A 17,803-nucleotide genomic window follows, 5' to 3' on the forward strand; every position below is an offset into this window, starting at 1 on the left:
AGAAAAAATAACTCTTGTGGGATGGGCCGAAGAGCCCGTCCCATCAATTGAGGAAAAGGATTTTTGCAAGAGGTCTATTATTGAGCCGCCTAAAATATTTAAACCTCAACTAAAACAGGGCGGTGGCTAACAATAGCCACCGCCCTCAAGATAGTATTGCGCTATCTAAGTCTGTGCTTACGCAGGAAGCAAGACTGAATCAATAACGTGGATGACGCCATTATCAGCAACAACATCGGCTGCTGTAACGGTAGAATCATTGATTTTGACGCCATTGGAAGCATCAATTTTCACTTCTGAACCTTCAACTGTCTTGGCAGATGTCAGCTTTACCACATCAGCAGCCAGAACTTTGCCGGAAACGACATGATAAGTCAGGATTTTTGTCAGCTTAGGAATGTCATTAAGCAGTGCTTCTACAGTACCTGCGGGAAGCTTAGCAAAAGCTTCGTCAGTAGGCGCGAAAACTGTGAAGGGGCCAGCGCCTTTGAGAGTATCTACTAAACCAGCGGCTTGGACGGCAGCAACTAGGGTAGTAAAAGAGCCTGCCGAAACGGCGGTATCAACGATGTCAGCCAAGTGAGTCACCTAGTTTTTGTAATCTGTAAATCACTATAACGCTAAAAAGTTAATTTAGCTACAGATATTTTTTCTCGTTCAGTTTGGTTGTCTTATATAAAATAGAACATTTTTTTATATATAACTCATGTCAGTAAATACCTACCTAAAGGTAGATGAGAATTTACCGATTTTACTGTATTTTAATTGAGCAATGTAATTCTAAATACATTGGTAAGCCGATCGCCCCGGCGGGCTATTTAAACTAAACGCAGGGGCAATGGCTGGGAACCCTCGCCCCTGCTACGACATTTTGATTGACTTGGCAAAACATTTAACATTAAGCACAGCGCTAAGGCCCCGTAAAACTTGCCACCCGAATGATGGCAACAGTTTGGGAAATCCCGATCTAAACTGTTAACAACCATTAACTTGCGGAAGGGTGACATGAGATACAAACTACTAGGTCACAGCGGACTTCGCGTTTCCGAAATCTGCCTCGGAACCATGACTTTTGGGGAAGAGTGGGGTTGGGGGAGCTCCTACGACGAAAGCCGTCAAATGTTCGACGCCTTTGCAGAAGCAGGCGGCAATTTCATTGATACCGCGAATCTCTACACCAACGGTAAGTAATTGGACAGAATTAATTACACACTGATTTTTTGCTGATTCTTTACTAGACAAGGCTTGTAGCCCAAATTTTTGTGTAATTAATTGTGTCCTACTACTTACTAGCGAAAAATATGTCGGTGAGTTCATCGCAGCCGATCGCGAAAAATGGGTAGTGGCCACTAAGTATTGTGAAACTTCATTAAGTTGGTAAGCATCAATAAACAAGAGTAGTATTATATAGTCATGGAAGTCAAAAAAATGTTGTGATTGTTAAAAGATGGAGGCTCTGAATGCAACTAGCCCAGAGGCACATCATTAAATCTACGGAACACCGTTTCGCCGAAATTGATAAATTAGCATTTAAGTCCAAAAATCTCTACAATGCCGCTAACTACGTCATTCGTCAGAGTTTTATCTATGGATGGGGTTACGTTAATTACAACGAGATGAACCGTTTGATGAAATCTCATCAAGCATACAAGGTTTTGCCAGCCAAGGTCAGTCAGCAAATACTGATGATATTGGACAAGAATTGGAAGTCCTTTTTTGAAGCAGTTAAAGCTTACAAAGCTGATGACTCTAAATTTACTGGCCGCCCGAAGCTACCGAAGTACAAAGATAAAGTCAAGGGTCGGAATATCCTTGTCTATACGATTCAGGCAATTAGTAGCAAGCAATTAAAGAAAGGAATCGTCAAGCTTTCGGGAACTAATCTATCAATCAAAACCCAGCTAGAACCCGCTCGAATCTGTCAAGTTAGACTGGTTCCCAAATGTGATTCTTATGTGATTGAGGTAATATACGATGAACCGGAGCCCACCGCCAGCGACGATAATTTCGTAGCTAGTATTGATTTAGGTCTGAATAATTTAGCGGCGTTAACTTCAAATCAGCCGGGTTTTATACCTCTGTTGATTAACGGGCGTCCGTTGAAATCAATCAACCAGTTCTACAACAAACGTAAAGCACGGTTACAATCTCAGTTAAAAGGAAGTCGCAAGAGTTCACCCCGCATTCAACGCTTAACTCGCTGTCGCCACCAAAAAGTCGATAATTACTTGCATCATACCAGTCGCCTAATTGTTGACCTTTTGGTCGCCCATCAAATTGGGACGCTAGTTGTCGGCAAAAATGCACAATGGAAAACCGAGATTGATTTAGGAAAGCAAACCAACCAAAACTTTGTCGGCATTCCTCATACTCGACTGATTGAGATGTTGGAATATAAGGCTCGATTGGTTGGGATTAAGGTGATTGTACAAGAAGAATCTTATACCTCGAAATCAAATTTTCTGACTCTAGATCCGATTCCTGTCTATGGAAAGACCGATAAGGATGCTGTATTTAGTGGCAAGCGGATCAAGAGAGGTTTGTACAAGACATCGGTCGGGCAATTAATTAATTCCGATGTGAACGGGTCTTACAACATCCTCAGAAAAGCAATCCCAAATGCGTTCAGCTTTCTTGATAGAGAGCTGCGTAGTTCAGCCGAGGCGGGTTAATCCGCTCGAAGTAAAAGTGAAGGGGGAGGGACTTAACGCCTCCCATGCCATGTAATAAATGACTATACTTTTGCCAGCTATTCTTTAAAAGAGCGAACTCCTGAACGGGACTTGATCCCTATGGCAAAAGCCTTTGATATTGGCGTCACAGCTTGGAGCCCCCTAGCAGCCGGTTTGCTGACAGGAAAATACAACACTTCAGAAACAGCAAGCGAAGCTAAACGGCTGAATTCACCTGAATCGGGAAAAATTAACGAACGAGACCTGAAAATTGCTGACGAAGTTAGCAAAATAGCAGCCGAAATTGGCAAACCTGCTTCTCAAGTAGCCCTAAATTGGCTGATCCAACAGCCAGTCGAAGTTATTCCGATTGTGGGCTCGCGCCAACTCTCGCAACTTCAGGAAAATCTGGCTTGTTTGGAGTTTAAATTAACCCCCGAACAAATGCAGCAGTTAGACAAAGTAAGTGCAATTGAATTGGGTTTCCCTCACGATTTCTTAAAGAGTTCGATGGTGCAAGATTTTGCCTTTGGAGGGGGAATCGCCAAAATTGACAGCAGCCGACTGTAAAGTTGCTGCTATTTTCTACTCGCGGGTTTATGTGGATATTTGGCGTTTGATTGCAGATATCAGCGAACCCGCCCTTAGAGGGATGATTGACATTTGTGCTGTGGGCGCGAGGTTAAACTGACGCCCACAGCGCAAATGTCATCACTTTGCTTTCTTGTCACAGACTCGCGCAAAATCTTAGGTTTATCGTTGCGGTTGCCTGGATTCTCTGTTATTGTTGAGACAGGTACTCTCCGGTGAATTTAACCCCACTCTATAAACTGTCAATTGTTAATCTATCGGAAGTCAGAAATGTTGGTGGATTTTCTGTATAGTAGGATACAAATTTTACAAATTAGCGATCGGATGAGTTAAAAAAAAGCAAGGTTTGTCAAATCAAAAAGCAACATAAACTTGATGGCAAATTTTCTCTCATCTTCAAATAAAGCAATAAAACTCGCTCTTTTTTCACCCCGTACCTACCAGTTAAGAGTCATTTTACAAGGTCGATCGGCATTTTAACGGCATTGGAACCCCGCATACAAGCTAGGTGTCTCCTGAGAAAAAAGTCATCCTTCAGATAGAAGTAAAGGCAGGAAAACTGGGTTATATTTAACAACAATAGCAAGTCTAACAATATTAACTTATCTCTAAGTTAATATTGTGAAAAAAGCAGATAAGCGTGTTTTTCCGCAGCTAAACAGTTTCTTTGTTTGGCTCCCTGAATGCGGCGCTTGCTCGTCAATAAAAGTTCTCAGATTGAGGCTTGCGACTTTCAGTAAGACACTGCTGAGAAATATATCCTATTGACCAATTTTAACTGACAAATTTTCATTGACAAATTCCAGAGGCTAATATGTCGCCCCCAGAACACTCAGTAAACAATAATTATAGCAATAAAAGTCGAGCATGGGAGATCCGATTTACCTCTATAGATCCTGCCAAATCGCCCTCTCAATTCGCTCCCTCGCCCGCATTGCGCGCCAACTTATCAAAAACTGAGGCTTTAGATGCACCAGATTTAGTTTGCCTGTCTCATTTGCGGTGGAATTTTGTCTATCAGCGTCCGCAACATCTCTTGAGTCGCTGTGCCAAAAATCGTCGCGTCTTCTTTGTAGAAGAACCAATTTTGAGCGAGGCTACAGATTGGTGGCTCGATGTCAGCATCCACGAAAGCGGAGTCTGGGTAATAGTACCGCACCTGAGCGAAGGAATCAGCGAAGCAACAGCACAAACTGCTCAGCAAGCCATGCTAGATGATTTGTTTCGATCTGCAGAAATTAGCCAGTACATCCTCTGGTATTACACACCAATGGCTGTCAGTTTCACAAACCACTTAAAGCCGCTAGCTGTCGTCTACGACTGCATGGATGAACTGTCAGCATTCAAAGGCGCGCACCCGGATTTAAAAGCCAATGAAAACCAACTATTAAAGCGCGCCAGCGTAGTATTTACCGGGGGACACAACCTTTACGAAGCCAAACAGCACCAGCACCCAAACATTCACGCCTTCCCCAGCAGCATCGAAAAAGAACACTTTGCGACAGCCAGGAATCTTTCAGAAGAACCGGCGGATCAAAAAGACATTCCTCACCCGCGTTTGGGATTTTATGGCGTCATAGACGAACGCATGGATATCGAACTGCTGGGGGGCATTGCCCAAGCAAGGCCGGACTGGCATTTAGTCATCATTGGCCCGGTGGCGAAAATCGATCGGGCAACTCTGCCAACTCACCCAAATATCCACTATCTCGGTGGCAAATCTTATCAAGAACTGCCCGGGTATCTTGGGGGCTGGGATATCGCAATGCTGCCTTTTGCGATTAACGAATCGACTAAGTTTATTAGTCCCACGAAAACTCCAGAATACCTCGCTGCCGGCAAACCTGTCATTTCTACTCCTATCCGCGATGTAGTGCGGCCCTACGGAGAAAACGGCTTGGTTCGGATTGCTAGCACTTCTGAAGAATTCGTTGCTTGTGCCCAAGAAATCCTCAGCGAAAGTTCGGACGTTCGCACCAAGTGGCTGAGCGAAGTAGACGCCTTTTTAGCAGACAATTCTTGGGACAATACCTGGGGCGAAATGCTGGGGTTGATCGAAAGTGCGATCGCAGGCAGAAAGCAGAAGTCCTTAGTCAGCAGTCAGTAGTCAGTTGGCTGTTGACTGTTAACTGTTGGCTGTTGGCTGTTGGTTATTTGTGAGTTGTTACCAATGCCCTGCGCGGGCCAATGCCCAATTACCAATGCCCAATTACCAATTATTCCTTACCCTTACCCTTACCCACACTCAGAGGTGTTTCAATGTTTGACTATTTAATCGTCGGAGCAGGATTTGCAGGTAGCGTCATTGCCGAAAGACTAGCAAATGAAGCCGGAAAAACAGTCCTGATAATTGATACCCGCAACCACATCGGCGGCAACGCATACGATCACTACGACAACCACGGCATCCTCGTACACAAATACGGCCCCCACATTTTTCACACCAATTCGCGCCCAGTTTTCGAGTATCTTTCGCGCTTCACCGAGTGGCGGCCCTACGAACACCGCGTCCTCGCCAGCGTTGACGGTCAACTGCTACCAATTCCGATCAATCTCAACACCGTAAATAAACTTTACGGACTGAATCTCACCTCATTTGAAGTAGAAGATTTCTTCGCGAAAGTAGCAGAACCAAAGGATTACATTCGCACTTCCGAAGATGTAGTTGTCAGCAAAGTCGGTCGCGAACTTTACGAGAAATTCTTCCGCAACTACACCCGCAAACAGTGGGGAATGGACCCGTCGGAACTCGACAACTCAGTGATTGCGCGCGTACCCACTCGCACTAACCGGGACGATCGCTATTTCACCGATACCTATCAAGCAATGCCCCTGCACGGCTACACTCGGATGTTTGAAAAGATGCTTTCTCACCCAAACATCAAGGTGATGCTGAATACCGACTACCGGGAGATTGAGGGTTTTATCCCTTACGGAGAAATGATTTACACCGGGCCTGTCGATTCCTATTTCAATTATTGCTACGGCAAACTTCCTTACCGTTCCTTGGAATTCAAGCACGAAACACTGAACGTAGCCGTACACCAAGAAGCACCGGTGGTAAATTACCCCAACGAGCATTTATATACTCGCTGCACCGAGTTTAAATACCTCACCGGACAAGAGCATCTAAAAACTAGCATTGTCTACGAATATCCCCAAGCTGAGGGAGACCCTTACTACCCGGTTCCCCGTCCCGAAAATGCCGAAATTTACAAGAAATATAAGGCTTTGGCTGATGCAACTCCGGGAGTCTCTTTCGTGGGAAGGCTGGCGACTTACAGGTATTACAACATGGATCAAGTGGTCGCTCAAGCTCTGACAACTTACAAACAAATTACTACCAAGCCGGTGATTGAATTGGTAGAAAATGTTAACGGTTCTGCCTCTAATGTCAGCACATCCAATGGAGTTGCCCATCCCCCAGCCACAACTTCTCTAGAAGTCGCTGCTGTCAACCACGGCAACAGCAACAGCAACGGCAAATCTGCTAGCAAGTAGCTGGAATCTGCGACTGACGGGTAAAAAGGTAAGGTGCCCACAGAGCACCTTACTCGGTTTTCATCAAAAGTTATTTAATAATTCAAACAAGCATTGAGGTAAACATGAACGTTCTAGTGAAAATTGTTTTGTCTCATGAGGTTTTGGAAAATTCTCAATTTGCTCAGTTTCAGAAAGAAATACAGCGCCTCATTGAAAGCGGTGGCAAAATTCTTATGCTGGATTTCTCACAAATAAATTTCCTGAAAAATTCCGAGTTAATGGCTGTAGTGGCGATCGTGAAATTAGTTAGAGACAGCAAATGTATACTTTTGATCTCTGCCATGAGCGAACAAGTTAGAATTCTATTTGAACTCACGGGACTACAGCAAATATTTCATTGTTTGCCGTTCGCCGAAGAATTTTCTCTCAAAAGTGAGCTAACTGAACAGTTAGGAGGTTTGCCAAGTCTTGCTAGCTAGAGGGAGAGGGTCCGATGGGGATCGGGCGAGAGGGGGGATAGGAAAAATCTTCAGGGTTTTTTCTTCTTTCTTCTGATTAATGAGTTCAGCACAAGAGAGCCTTCAGATGAGCCTGTTTTAAGGTGCAGAACTTCTGCAAATTAATCAGCAAAAAACTTGTCAAAGTCAGGGTAATTGTCGCTAACCTATAAATATAACTTTGGGTAGATGTGCCGATGAGTTGGTTAGGTAGAGCACTTGAAAATTGCGAGATAGAAGAGTCTGCAACTCTTGATAGTAAGGTGACTGTTCAAGGGCGGAAAACAGGTTATCCGCGCCCCCAATTGCGCCGGAGCAACTGGATTTGTCTCAATGGTCAGTGGAGGTTTGCTTACGATGACGCGGGCCACTGCGTGCAGCCGATCGATATTTCGGAGTGGACTCACACTATAGAAGTGCCGTTTGCTCCAGAATCGGCAAAAAGCGGGATCGGCGACACGAATTTTCACGCCAACTGCTGGTATGAACGCGAATTTGACGTACCCCACACAGAAGGCAGAGTTCTCCTCCACTTTGGGGCCGTAGACTACCGCGCCCGCGTCTGGGTGAACGGTCAGTTTGTCATCGAACACGAAGGCGGACACACTCCTTTCACCGTAGACATTACAGCACTTGTGAACCTCAACGGGCCGCAGCGGGTGACAGTCTGGGCCCAGGACGACCCGCAAGATTTGGAGCAACCGCGCGGCAAGCAAGACTGGCAAATAGAGCCACATAGTATTTGGTATCCGCGCACGACTGGCATTTGGCAGACAGTCTGGGTAGAATTGGTGCCTCACACTTATATCGATCGCATCCGCTGGACTCCCCAGTTTGAACGCTGGGAAATCGGTTTTGAAGCGTTTGTCGCGGGCGATCGCCAGTCGGGAATCCAGATTAAAGTTAAACTGTCGATCGGCTGTATGCTGCTGGTCAACGACACCTACGAAGTCATCAACGGCGAAATCCACCGCCGCATCGCCCTCTCCGACCCTGGTATCGACGACTACCGCAACGAATTGCTGTGGAGCCCCGAAAAACCGACGCTAATTAACGCTCAAGTGCAGTTGTGGGCCGACGGCAAACTCCTCGACGAGGTTAAATCTTATACCGCCATGCGGACGGTCAGCATCCAGCGCGATCGCTTCATGCTAAACGGCCGCCCCTACTATTTGCGACTGGTGCTCGACCAAGGTTACTGGCCCGACACCATGATGACGGCCCCTTCCGACGAAGCTTTGCGGCAGGATGTCGAATTAGTCAAAGCAATGGGTTTCAACGGCGTCCGCAAGCACCAAAAAATCGAAGACCCCCGATTTTTGTACTGGGCTGACGTGCTGGGGCTCCTAGTTTGGGAAGAAATGCCCAGCGCCTACCGCTTCACTCCCAAAGCCGTGCAACGGCTGACGCGCGAGTGGACGGAAGTCATCGACCGCGACGCCAGCCACCCCTGTATCGTAGTCTGGGTGCCGTTCAACGAATCTTGGGGAGTTCCGAATTTAGTCGAAGCCGCAGCCCACCGCAACTACGTGCAAGCGCTGTATTTCTTGACAAAAACCCTCGATCCGACTCGCCCCGTCATCGGTAACGACGGCTGGGAAAGCATCGATACCGATATCCTGGCGATTCACGACTACGACAACAACCCGCAAACCCTAGCCAAACGCTACGGGCCCGAAGTCCAGCTAGCCGATTTGTTCGATCGCGGGCGTCCCGGCGGGCGAGTCCTCACCCTCGACGGCCACCCGCACCAAGGACAGCCGGTGATGCTGACAGAATTCGGCGGCATTGCCTGCGCCGGTCGCGAAAACCCCGATTTTTTCAGGGTTTGGGGCTACGTGCGCGCGTCGGACACGCTGGAACTGCAAAGGCGCTACAGCGCGCTGTTGAAGGTGGTAAACCGAGTGGAAATGTTTAGCGGATTTTGTTACACGCAGTTAACCGATACTTACCAAGAAGCTAACGGTTTGCTGTATGCCGATCGCACTCCCAAGTTTCCCCTAGAGGTCATCTCGGCGGCAACTCTCGGCTGGGATATTCCCGAAGAAAGTTCACAGCCGCCAGCTATTACTCACTGCTAATTGGGCATGGGGCATGGGGCATAGGGAATTGGTGATTGGTGATTGGTGATGGGTAATTGGTAATTGGTGATTGGTGATTGGTAATAATTGCCCGCAGTTCCAAGTTATTGGATATAACAAGTCTCAATCATTTATGAACCTCTTCCAATGCCCAATGCCCGATGCCCTGTTTGGCCGATGCCCAATGCCCAATGCCCAATGCCCGATGCCCCATGCCCCATGCCCAATGCCCCATTACCCATTACCCATTCGATCGATGTTTCAAAGTTTTTTCATGGGCGGCTTTGAATGTTCCACCCACAAATTGCTATCAGGAAAGCGTCTCGATGTCACAGCCGCCACCGGCCACGATAAATTTGTAGCAGCCGACTACCAACGCTTGCAGCAGCAAGGCATTTACACAGTCCGCGAAGGCCTCCGCTGGCACTTAATCGAACAGACACCCGGAAAATACGATTTTTCCAGTTCCCTGCCAATTATCCGGGCCGCCCGCGACATGAAAATGCAGGTAATTTGGGATTTGTTTCACTACGGCTGGCCAGACGATATTGATATTTTCAGTCCCGAATTTGTGTCCAGGTTTGCAAGCATGGTGCGCGCTTTTATGGAAGTGCTAACTGAGGAAACAGACCAAACACCTTTTGTAACACCTGTCAATGAAATTTCATTTATTGCTTGGGCAGGCGGCGATGTCGCCTACATCAATCCGTTTGCGAAAGGGCGGGGAGACGAGCTAAAAATCCAGTTAATCAAAGCTTCGATCGCAGCGATAGAATCAGTTTGGCAAGTCAATCCCCGCACCCGCATCGTTCAAATCGACCCCACAATTAACATTATTGCTGACCCTGACAAACCGGAGGATCGGGACGCGGCGGAAGGTTATCGCTTATCTCAATATCAAGCTTGGGATATGTTGGCTGGACGCTTTCGCCCGGAACTCGGCGGTAAGGAAAAATATCTCGATATTATTGGGGTGAATTATTACGATCGCAATCAGTGGGTTCACAATGAAGAGCCCATGAAATACACCGATCCGCTGTACCGCCCGTTTCGTGAAATGCTGCAAGAAGTGTTTGAGCGCTACGGCCGCCCCTTATTCATCGCTGAAACAGGCACTGAAGACGATTTTAGACCTGTCTGGTTTAATTATGTGTGCACTGAGGTAATGGGGGCGATGAAAGCAGGAGTTCCGATAGAGGGAATCTGCTTGTATCCGATTGTTAACCATCCGGGTTGGGACGACGACAGGCACTGTTACAATGGTTTGTGGGATTATTGCAATGAATCGGGCGATCGGGAAATTTACCAACCTTTGGCGGATGAATTGCAGTTTCAAAGGCAGCAGATTGAACCGTTGCTGAAGTTGAAGGATTGATGATTGCTATATAATTCTGTAGGGTGCGCTGCGGCGCACCTTATACTAAATCTGCGTTAAAAATTCCCGATGATTTCCTAATATTTTATTCGCTCAACTCAGCATAAAAGAGTCAAGCTCATCTACATTGTGAATAATCTTGGAATCAGAAACGCCATAAGCTTCAGCTAATTCGATACTAGCTTGTAATCTCACTTCGAGGTTTAAGTTAGGATCAAAAGCTGCTTCTGCTAAATTACCTAGTCGTTCATAGGTAGCAAGAAGATTAGCAACGGCTACCTTGTAAGCTCGGTCAATTTTAGCCAGGGACTGTTGATAATATTGTTCCAATTGTCGAGCAAGATGAGTATCTTGTCCCAATAACTGCTTGCAAAAACCAGTCACGATTCGACCCGCGATCGCACCAATGACAGCGCCAACAACAGGAATCGGAATCAAAGCTTGTCCGATTGTAGCTCCAGCAGCAACAATGGCTGAATCAGCACAAGCAAATAAACTTAATTCAACGAATTGATCGGCAGTAATTTCCCCTCGGTTCAAACTACCGACTAAACTAGCAACTTCCAAGCCTGCACTAACAAAAGCACCAGCTAAAGGTGCAGACATTTGGGTAAAATTTGTTAGCCCATAAATAACTGTTGCCGATATACCACTAAGTGCAGCTCCTTTTGCGGTATCAATTCCAATTTCTTGCCAGTCTTCGGGGGTTAACTCACCCTTAAAAACGTTTTTACCTTGCTTATACTTAGCGTAAAGCTTAGTAGCAAATCGAATACTACCACCAATAACCGCGCCTTTAACAGCAACGTTACCAAAATCAGCCAGAGTAGGTTGAGCCTCGTAGCGTATCCCATCCTTAATTTGTTTGTGTTCTTGCTTTAATTCATGCTCTTTGCGGTCTAGCGTATCGTCAACTTTGCCTATTTGCACATCTTCATAGTTAGACGCTCCAGCTTGAACAGTCTGACTGAAAGGACGACCAGACATCTGCTCTATTTCTTGAGCTTTTTCTTGTATTTTTTGAGCAGTACGACTTGTTATTCCCTCGACTTGTTGCCCTTTCAATATTTTATCAATAATTTCATATTGGTTTTTAGGGATATGGTAATATGACCCATCTCTGCCAAAGTTTTCGTATTTCTTCATGTGGTCGAGAACGTGGTCTAAATTATTGCCAATCCCATTCACAAATTTAGACTGTACTTTAATACCATCAATTAAATAATCTTCCGGTGCTGTTCTACCCACTCCGTCAAAAGTAGCGCGAGTTTCAGAGGAGTTCAAAAGAGATTTTGCATTGCGAATACCAACTTCCACTTGCTCAGCTATTTCACCGTGTTTTGTGCTTGTGTTTCCCAGAATTTTTTCGGGGCTACCTACAAAATCACGAACTTTATCAATCTCCCCGACCGCTGCAAAAAACGCTCGGTCTTGTTTACTGAGTTCCGTTGCAAGCTGTTCTGCATGGCGCAGATTTTCCTCTGCTACTATTGCAGCAACGAATTGAGTTGTCAGATGTCTATCTTCTCTTTTTTCCATGTTTAAAAAATTGCAGCATTACTCCCTAATTGCTAGAGGATAATGCTGCACTCCAAATTATAATTACATTTTCAGGTCTACGGTCTTTTTAATAGACTCGCTCAGGGAAGTAATGGAATTGATTAAAGTCCCCAGCCTTTGTTTGAGAGCTTGGCTAAAATTCAGGTAATTCAAAGGTGCATTCTGCTTGAAGTATTGCAGTTCACTTTGAATCAAGTTAGCTAGTTTGACAGTTTCCCCCTCAAGAAGATTGACTTCTTTCTTGGTTATGTTGACTTTAGCTGTGTCACCTTCAATTTCAAGAGCGCGGTTGTTGGCTTCGTTCCCAATTTTCTCATTCTCGCTACTTGTCCAAAAAGCACTACCAGCCAAAGCTACACCACCAATCCCCCAGCCAATCGGCCCTGCTAGTGCCAGCAGTGCATTTCCAGCCACCATACCGCCACCACCCACAGTAAGAGCGCCACCTCCTAACCAGGCTAAAGCAGCATTAACGGCGGCTGCACCGGAAAGAGAAGCAATCGCAGTACCTGTTGAGGCTGTTCCAAAAGTTGTGGCAATTGCCATTGCTGCTGCTGGCCCAAAACAGGCAACTCCTGCTCCAGCCATGACTCCTGCACCACCTGCTGCTGCTACATTGCTGTTATGATCCGAATAAATTAGATCCCAATCTTCGCCAGTAATTTCCTTGAGCTGAAACTTCAGTTTTGTAACAACTTTGCTAAATTCTTTTGGCGAATTGGCCAGCGTGTTAATGTAATTTTCGCATAGTTGGATAATCTCAACCCCACGATTAACTCGCGTTTGATAAAGACTTCCAGCGGCATTTTGTAAATACTCACAATCTCTTTGGTACTTTTCTACTGCACGGCGCAGTTTCTCTTGTGCCTCTTTTTTGTATTCGTGGTTAAACATTTACGGGTAAATACCTAATTATGAGGAGTTTGTGTTGATAACTCTGTCCAGCAGATAACTCTACCGCGCCAGCAGTGAGCCTTCCCCCGATTCCAGGTGTAAAATTAATCACGATCCTGCTTTCCTTGATACTAATCTAACTACCCTTAACAAAGAAACTAATAAGCATTAGGAATCGTGTTAGACTTTGATTATAAAAAATCCAAAAACCTATCCCCTGCAATGGCATCCTCTAACGATCGCTTCTCCGAAGCTGCCCGCGACTGGGACTTAGAAACTCTTTACACAGACCTAGCATCCGCCAAGGGAAAGCGGCTCACGCCCACAGAGAAACAACATCTACGGGGTCTACTCTGCGGCTACAGTCCCGCCGAAATTGCCGAAAGGCTCAGTAAAAACCCCAAGGGAATTGCGGTAGATTTCTGTAATACTTTATACCAATATGTAAAAAATCTTGTAGGTAAAGCTGATGAAAAGGTAGAAAACTGGAGGAAGATTTGTGAATGGCTGGAGGACGCAGGATATAAAACTCAGCCATCTCCCGAACCTGAATCAGGTGATTGTTTACCAATAAAATTCTTAATAAAAAAAGCAAATGTAGTTGTTGATAAAAATCAAATCATAGTTGATATAAACCTGCGAATAGTCGCCTCCTCACCTTCAGAGATTCCCATTATAGAAAAGTTTGATATCAATGGCAATGGTGCAAACTAAGGAAAGTGCGATCGAACTGAGATGTTGCACCATTCTCAATTACTTGTTTATGAACAGGCTTTCCGGCCTGTTCCACAAGAAAATTCACTCTTTGTGGAACAGGCCGGAAAGCCTGTTAAGCGAGAATGGTGCAAGATGTGCGATCGAACGCATCAACTTAATGTTAGACCCAATAGCAATAAGGGCGGGCAAGATGCCCACCCCACATACTAGATATCACTTTGATATCAGACTTAAATTTTCAATACCCCCAGGGGAATTCGAATCCCCGTCGCATCCGTGAAAGGGATGTGTCCTAGGCCTCTAGACGATGGGGGCGCGTCGTTGCGTTTGCTTGTGTTCCGCACCTTTATTACCTTAACTAATCTTTCCCAATCTGTCAACTACTTTTGGAAACTTTTTTTTCTACTCGTCCCAAAGCACGTCACAGTAGGCTTTGAGGATGGCGGCGCAATTGCCGATCGCCCCAAGATGAGCAATTTCAAAGCCGTGGGTGTTCTGGGTGGGGAAAGCCAAACAAGCGGCGCGGGCTACGTGGCCGAACTTCATGGCGATCGAAGCATCGCTCCCAAAACCGCTAATTACCGCCAACTGCACCTCTACATCGGCTGCTGCGGCTGCTGCGCGCAAGTGGGCGTTTAATCCTTCATCGTAGACTCCGTAGCCGTCCTGAACCAGCAAAACCGGGTTTTCGCCGTCACGAATCGGGTATTCCGGCGCCAGAGGGCAAATTTCCAAAGCGATCAGCGCGTCCAACGGCTGGCGCTGGGTGAAATACAAAGCTCCGATCGCCCCAACCTCCTCCTTCGCCGACGCGACCAAATAAACATTCACCGCAGGCTCTTTCAAACATTCCGCCAGAGCCAGCAAAATCGCCACTGAAGCCTTGTTGTCCAGAGTGTAGCTCGCGATCCAGTCCTTCAACCGCAGCGGGCGCTTGCGGTGCTTTCCCACCACCATCCGCGTGCCCGGTCGAATTCCGGCCTCGGCTAATTCCTCGGCGGTACACTTAGTTTCGATCCAGGCATTTTCCCACTTTAAAGAAACATCTTCCTGCTGAGCTTTCTGAGGAGATTCGTGAGAAACATGGCGGGAACCGAAGCTGAGAATGCCGCTAATTGTTTGCTTGTCTCCGAGCAAATCCACCACGCCTTCGCCGTAAACCCAAGGAAATGCGCCGCCCAATCTGCGGACTTCCACGCGGCCACTCTCGCCTATTGTTTTAACTAGGGCGCCAATTTCGTCTTTGTGGGCGGTAATGGCGATCGACTTTTCGGGATTGCGGCCCTTAATTAGGGCGATCGCATTGTCCGCGCGATCGAGCCAAGCATTCACTCCCAGGGCGGCGAATTTTTCCATCAACCGCTGGTTAATTTCCGATTCCGCACCGCTGGGTGAGTGCAGCATTACTAATTCTTCGATTGTTTGGAATAGGCGATCGAACTCTAACATTTTTTATTTTCGTTTTTAGGAGCGAATTTTGACACATATTAAAGCACATTTACGCACTATTTCCCGGCGGTACACTTAGTTTCAATTCAGGCATTTTCCCACTTGAAAGAAACATCTTCCTGCTGAGCTTTTTGAGGAGCGTAGGAATGAAGCAATTGGACGCAGCAAAAGGCGATCGAGTAACAAGATTCATGCGATCGCGTGGATGCGTTGGGCAATCCGTTGGGGTTTCACCTCACCCCCCGACAAACTGGTGACGCGAGCAGGAGGCGACCAACTGCAGCCATTACTGGTGGCGGATACACTGCTGGCTAACAAGGGCTATGATCCAGATCAGCGCGTGATTGACCGCCTCAATGCCGAGGGGAAGACCACCGTCATTTCACCTCGCCGCAATTGCAAGACCCTGGAAACTTACGATGCTCAATTGTACAAAGCCCGTCATTTGATTAAGAACTTTTTCCCCAAGCTGAAGCAGTATCAGGCAATCGCGACGCGCTATCACCCGTCAGGCGGTGAACTTTCCGGCCTGCGATTCTTCTGGTTGCTGCCGTCATCGGGTTGAATTGATGACACCCCTAAATTAACTTGACAGCGCCGTAAACTAATATGCCTAACCTCTTGAGCACCTTCTTTTCTAGTAATTTCATTCCTCACGGGCATTGTTACCTCTGGAAACCGGGGTTAGTCTGGCTCCACTTAACCTCAGATGCCTTGACTACCCTCGCTTATTACTCGGTGGCGGTTGCCATTGTTTACTTTACGAATGGGCGTAAGGATCTGCCTGCCCACACGGTGATGCTGCTGGTTGGTTTCTTTTTTATTTTTGCCTTATGTGGCACGACGCACCTGATGGGAATAGTGACACTTTGGCATCCCATTTATTGGGTTTCAGGAGTGATCAAAGCTCTCACTGGTGTTTGGTCTTTCTATACATTCACCTTTTTACTGATTCCCTTAATTCCAGTGGCGCTCGATGCGCCAAGTCCAGCCCAACTCGCCCTTACAAACCAGGAACTAGAAGAAAGTCGCCGCCGTATCCAGGCGATTAATGTGGAGCTAGAGCAACGGGTGCAGGAACGCACTGCCCAACTGGAAGCCTCTAATCGCACCAAAGACGAATTATTGATGCGTGAACAAATAATTCGGGCAGACGCTGAGGCAGCCAACCGTGCCAAGGATGAGTTTCTCTCGATTCTTTCTCATGAACTCAGAACTCCTCTCAACGCGATCTTAGGGTGGTCAACGATGTTAAGGCAGAAAAGCCTGAGTGAGGATAAGGTGGCGCGGGCTTTGGAGACGATCGAGCGAAACGCGAAGTCTCAAGCCCAGCTCATCGAAGACATCCTCGATGTTTCTCGCATCATCACGGGTAAACTGCGCCTCCAAGTCCGTCCTGTCAACCTCGTGCCGGTGATTGAATCGGCGATTGAGTCTGTACACTTGGCGGCTGAGGCAAAGTCAATTCGCCTGCAAAGCCGGATCGATTCTGAAGTTGGCCCGCTCTTGGGTGATGCCGATAGGTTGCAGCAAGTTGTGTGGAATCTACTTTCTAACGCCCTCAAATTTACGCCTAAAGACGGGCGAGTCGAGATTCGTTTGCAGCGGGTTAATTCCCATGTTGAAATTACTGTCAGCGACACTGGGGCAGGCATCAGCTCGGAATTTCTACCGTTTGTCTTCGATCGCTTCAGCCAGCACGACAGCACGACCACTCGCAGTTATGGGGGGTTGGGTTTAGGGTTAGCCATTGTGCGTCAATTAGTTGAATTACATGGCGGGACTGTAACGGTAGTGAGTCCAGGGATAGGACAGGGGACGACTTTTACAGTCAAACTGCCCGTGACGATTATCCATCTACCACCCAGCGCTCCAGAGCCCTTAAACTCGATCGTCAAGGCGAATGGGAGGTTTCAGGGCTCATCGACCCTTGAAGGCTTACAAATCTTAGTGGTAGAGGACGAGGCTGACGCGCTAGAGTTGCTGAGCACGATTCTCGAAAAGTATGGTGCTGATGTCATGGCTGTTGCTTCGGTAAAGGACGCCTTGACCATTATCGAAACCGCAAGCGATCGCAGCCCCGATGTTTTAGTGAGCGATATTGGGATGCCGGATGAGGATGGCTACTCCCTGATCCGCAAGTTGCGTCAACTTGAAGCGCAGCGGGGCGGTAGGCTACCCGCGATCGCGCTGACGGCTTATGCCCGAAATGACGATCGTCAGCAGGCACTATTAGCAGGTTTTCAGATACATTTGACCAAACCCGTAGATGCTGCTGAGTTAGTGGCGGTGGTGGCCAGCCTCACCGGACGTATAAGCAGGTGGTGACATACTGCTACACAAATACTAGACAAGTCTAGACATTTGCTTCTTACTTCATCGGGAGCATGGGAGCGGTTATCCCTCGGTAAGCTTTCACGGTTTAGCCAACCGCGATAACATAATTGCTGCGTTTAAATCTCTGTCCATCGAATGACCACAACT

At 46.9% G+C, this 17,803-nt stretch carries 16 protein-coding genes, 1 tRNA gene and 1 pseudogene; 12 read left to right on the plus strand and 6 right to left on the minus strand.

Annotated elements, in window-relative coordinates:
• Window positions 1-177 precede the first annotated feature (177 nt).
• Complete coding sequence (locus tag QUA16_RS29970; RefSeq protein ID WP_333107881.1) at window positions 178-579, minus strand: fasciclin domain-containing protein; 402 nt, start codon at window positions 577-579, stop codon at window positions 178-180.
• Window positions 580-1,005: 426 nt separating this feature from the next.
• Between QUA16_RS29970 and QUA16_RS29975 the strand changes: the two genes are divergently transcribed.
• The 9 genes and pseudogenes from QUA16_RS29975 to QUA16_RS30015 all read left to right on the plus strand — a co-directional run bounded on the left by QUA16_RS29975 (window position 1,006) and on the right by QUA16_RS30015 (window position 10,699).
• On the plus strand, window positions 1,006-1,191 hold the full coding sequence (locus tag QUA16_RS29975) for an aldo/keto reductase (RefSeq protein WP_333107868.1): 186 nt from the start codon (window positions 1,006-1,008) through the stop codon (window positions 1,189-1,191).
• A gap of 269 nt (window positions 1,192-1,460) precedes the next feature.
• A pseudogene (locus QUA16_RS29980) lies at window positions 1,461-2,727 on the plus strand (RNA-guided endonuclease InsQ/TnpB family protein).
• Window positions 2,727-3,242, plus strand: coding sequence for an aldo/keto reductase (locus tag QUA16_RS29985; protein ID WP_333107882.1), 516 nt, complete (start codon window positions 2,727-2,729; stop codon window positions 3,240-3,242). The pseudogene QUA16_RS29980 and the gene QUA16_RS29985 overlap by 1 nt, the downstream one beginning before the upstream one ends.
• Window positions 3,223-3,363: a hypothetical protein gene (locus QUA16_RS29990; RefSeq protein ID WP_333107869.1), complete on the plus strand. Its 141-nt coding sequence runs from the start codon at window positions 3,223-3,225 to the stop codon at window positions 3,361-3,363. The genes QUA16_RS29985 and QUA16_RS29990 overlap by 20 nt, the downstream gene beginning before the upstream one ends.
• Before the next feature lie 714 nt (window positions 3,364-4,077).
• Window positions 4,078-5,370 carry a glycosyltransferase family 1 protein gene (locus QUA16_RS29995; protein ID WP_333107870.1) on the plus strand — a complete coding sequence of 431 codons (1,293 nt, stop codon included), beginning with the start codon at window positions 4,078-4,080 and terminating at the stop codon, window positions 5,368-5,370.
• A 152-nt stretch (window positions 5,371-5,522) separates the two neighbouring features.
• On the plus strand, window positions 5,523-6,764 hold the full coding sequence (gene glf / locus QUA16_RS30000; protein WP_333107871.1) for a UDP-galactopyranose mutase: 1,242 nt from the start codon (window positions 5,523-5,525) through the stop codon (window positions 6,762-6,764).
• Between the two features lie 104 nt (window positions 6,765-6,868).
• Window positions 6,869-7,225 (plus strand): STAS domain-containing protein, encoded by a 357-nt coding sequence (locus tag QUA16_RS30005; RefSeq protein WP_333107872.1) that lies wholly within the window; start codon window positions 6,869-6,871, stop codon window positions 7,223-7,225.
• A gap of 215 nt (window positions 7,226-7,440) precedes the next feature.
• On the plus strand, window positions 7,441-9,324 hold the full coding sequence (locus QUA16_RS30010) for a glycoside hydrolase family 2 TIM barrel-domain containing protein (RefSeq protein ID WP_333107873.1): 1,884 nt from the start codon (window positions 7,441-7,443) through the stop codon (window positions 9,322-9,324).
• Between the two features lie 256 nt (window positions 9,325-9,580).
• On the plus strand, window positions 9,581-10,699 hold the full coding sequence (locus QUA16_RS30015) for a beta-glucosidase (protein ID WP_333181571.1): 1,119 nt from the start codon (window positions 9,581-9,583) through the stop codon (window positions 10,697-10,699).
• Window positions 10,700-10,792: 93 nt separating this feature from the next.
• Here QUA16_RS30015 and QUA16_RS30020 read toward each other — a convergent pair whose 3' ends face one another.
• Entirely contained in the window at window positions 10,793-12,238 is a 1,446-nt protein-coding gene (locus QUA16_RS30020) for a hypothetical protein (protein WP_333107875.1), read from the minus strand.
• A gap of 63 nt (window positions 12,239-12,301) precedes the next feature.
• A complete protein-coding gene (locus tag QUA16_RS30025) occupies window positions 12,302-13,153 on the minus strand; it encodes a hypothetical protein (protein ID WP_333107876.1) in 852 nt (283 codons plus the stop codon).
• A 222-nt stretch (window positions 13,154-13,375) separates the two neighbouring features.
• Here QUA16_RS30025 and QUA16_RS30030 point away from each other — a divergent pair, with 222 nt between their 5' ends.
• Entirely contained in the window at window positions 13,376-13,867 is a 492-nt protein-coding gene (locus QUA16_RS30030; protein ID WP_333053723.1) for a helix-turn-helix domain-containing protein, read from the plus strand.
• Between the two features lie 245 nt (window positions 13,868-14,112).
• Here the strand turns inward: QUA16_RS30030 and QUA16_RS30035 are convergent.
• The 3 genes from QUA16_RS30035 to QUA16_RS30045 all read right to left on the minus strand — a co-directional run bounded on the left by QUA16_RS30035 (window position 14,113) and on the right by QUA16_RS30045 (window position 15,537).
• Window positions 14,113-14,185, minus strand: a tRNA-Glu gene (locus QUA16_RS30035).
• Between the two features lie 87 nt (window positions 14,186-14,272).
• On the minus strand, window positions 14,273-15,319 hold the full coding sequence (locus QUA16_RS30040; protein ID WP_333107877.1) for a M42 family peptidase: 1,047 nt from the start codon (window positions 15,317-15,319) through the stop codon (window positions 14,273-14,275).
• Between the two features lie 86 nt (window positions 15,320-15,405).
• On the minus strand, window positions 15,406-15,537 hold the full coding sequence (locus tag QUA16_RS30045; protein ID WP_333107878.1) for a hypothetical protein: 132 nt from the start codon (window positions 15,535-15,537) through the stop codon (window positions 15,406-15,408).
• On the opposite strand from QUA16_RS30045, the gene QUA16_RS30050 reads away from it, so the two are divergent.
• Both QUA16_RS30050 and QUA16_RS30055 read left to right on the plus strand, forming a co-directional pair.
• Window positions 15,525-15,884 carry a hypothetical protein gene (locus QUA16_RS30050; RefSeq protein ID WP_333107879.1) on the plus strand — a complete coding sequence of 120 codons (360 nt, stop codon included), beginning with the start codon at window positions 15,525-15,527 and terminating at the stop codon, window positions 15,882-15,884. The genes QUA16_RS30045 and QUA16_RS30050 overlap by 13 nt on opposite strands.
• A 44-nt stretch (window positions 15,885-15,928) precedes the next feature.
• Window positions 15,929-17,647 (plus strand): ATP-binding protein, encoded by a 1,719-nt coding sequence (locus tag QUA16_RS30055; protein WP_333107880.1) that lies wholly within the window; start codon window positions 15,929-15,931, stop codon window positions 17,645-17,647.
• The last annotated feature ends 156 nt before the right edge of the window (window positions 17,648-17,803 follow it).

It is taken from the genome of Microcoleus sp. S13_C3, from assembly GCF_036700905.1.
Classification (GTDB): Bacteria; Cyanobacteriota; Cyanobacteriia; order Cyanobacteriales; family Microcoleaceae; genus Microcoleus.

Coding starts and splice junctions, on each gene's coding strand:
- QUA16_RS30030 (WP_333053723.1), top strand. CDS start 13,376: ATGGCATCCTCTAACGATCGCTTCTCCGAAGCTGCCCGCGACTGGGAC.
- glf (WP_333107871.1), top strand. CDS start 5,523: ATGTTTGACTATTTAATCGTCGGAGCAGGATTTGCAGGTAGCGTCATT.
- QUA16_RS30020 (WP_333107875.1), bottom strand. CDS start 12,238: ATGGAAAAAAGAGAAGATAGACATCTGACAACTCAATTCGTTGCTGCA.
- QUA16_RS30055 (WP_333107880.1), top strand. CDS start 15,929: ATGCCTAACCTCTTGAGCACCTTCTTTTCTAGTAATTTCATTCCTCAC.
- QUA16_RS30040 (WP_333107877.1), bottom strand. CDS start 15,319: ATGTTAGAGTTCGATCGCCTATTCCAAACAATCGAAGAATTAGTAATG.
- QUA16_RS29995 (WP_333107870.1), top strand. CDS start 4,078: ATGTCGCCCCCAGAACACTCAGTAAACAATAATTATAGCAATAAAAGT.
- QUA16_RS30015 (WP_333181571.1), top strand. CDS start 9,581: ATGTTTCAAAGTTTTTTCATGGGCGGCTTTGAATGTTCCACCCACAAA.
- QUA16_RS30025 (WP_333107876.1), bottom strand. CDS start 13,153: ATGTTTAACCACGAATACAAAAAAGAGGCACAAGAGAAACTGCGCCGT.
- QUA16_RS30010 (WP_333107873.1), top strand. CDS start 7,441: ATGAGTTGGTTAGGTAGAGCACTTGAAAATTGCGAGATAGAAGAGTCT.
- QUA16_RS29975 (WP_333107868.1), top strand. CDS start 1,006: ATGAGATACAAACTACTAGGTCACAGCGGACTTCGCGTTTCCGAAATC.
- QUA16_RS30005 (WP_333107872.1), top strand. CDS start 6,869: ATGAACGTTCTAGTGAAAATTGTTTTGTCTCATGAGGTTTTGGAAAAT.
- QUA16_RS30050 (WP_333107879.1), top strand. CDS start 15,525: ATGCGTTGGGCAATCCGTTGGGGTTTCACCTCACCCCCCGACAAACTG.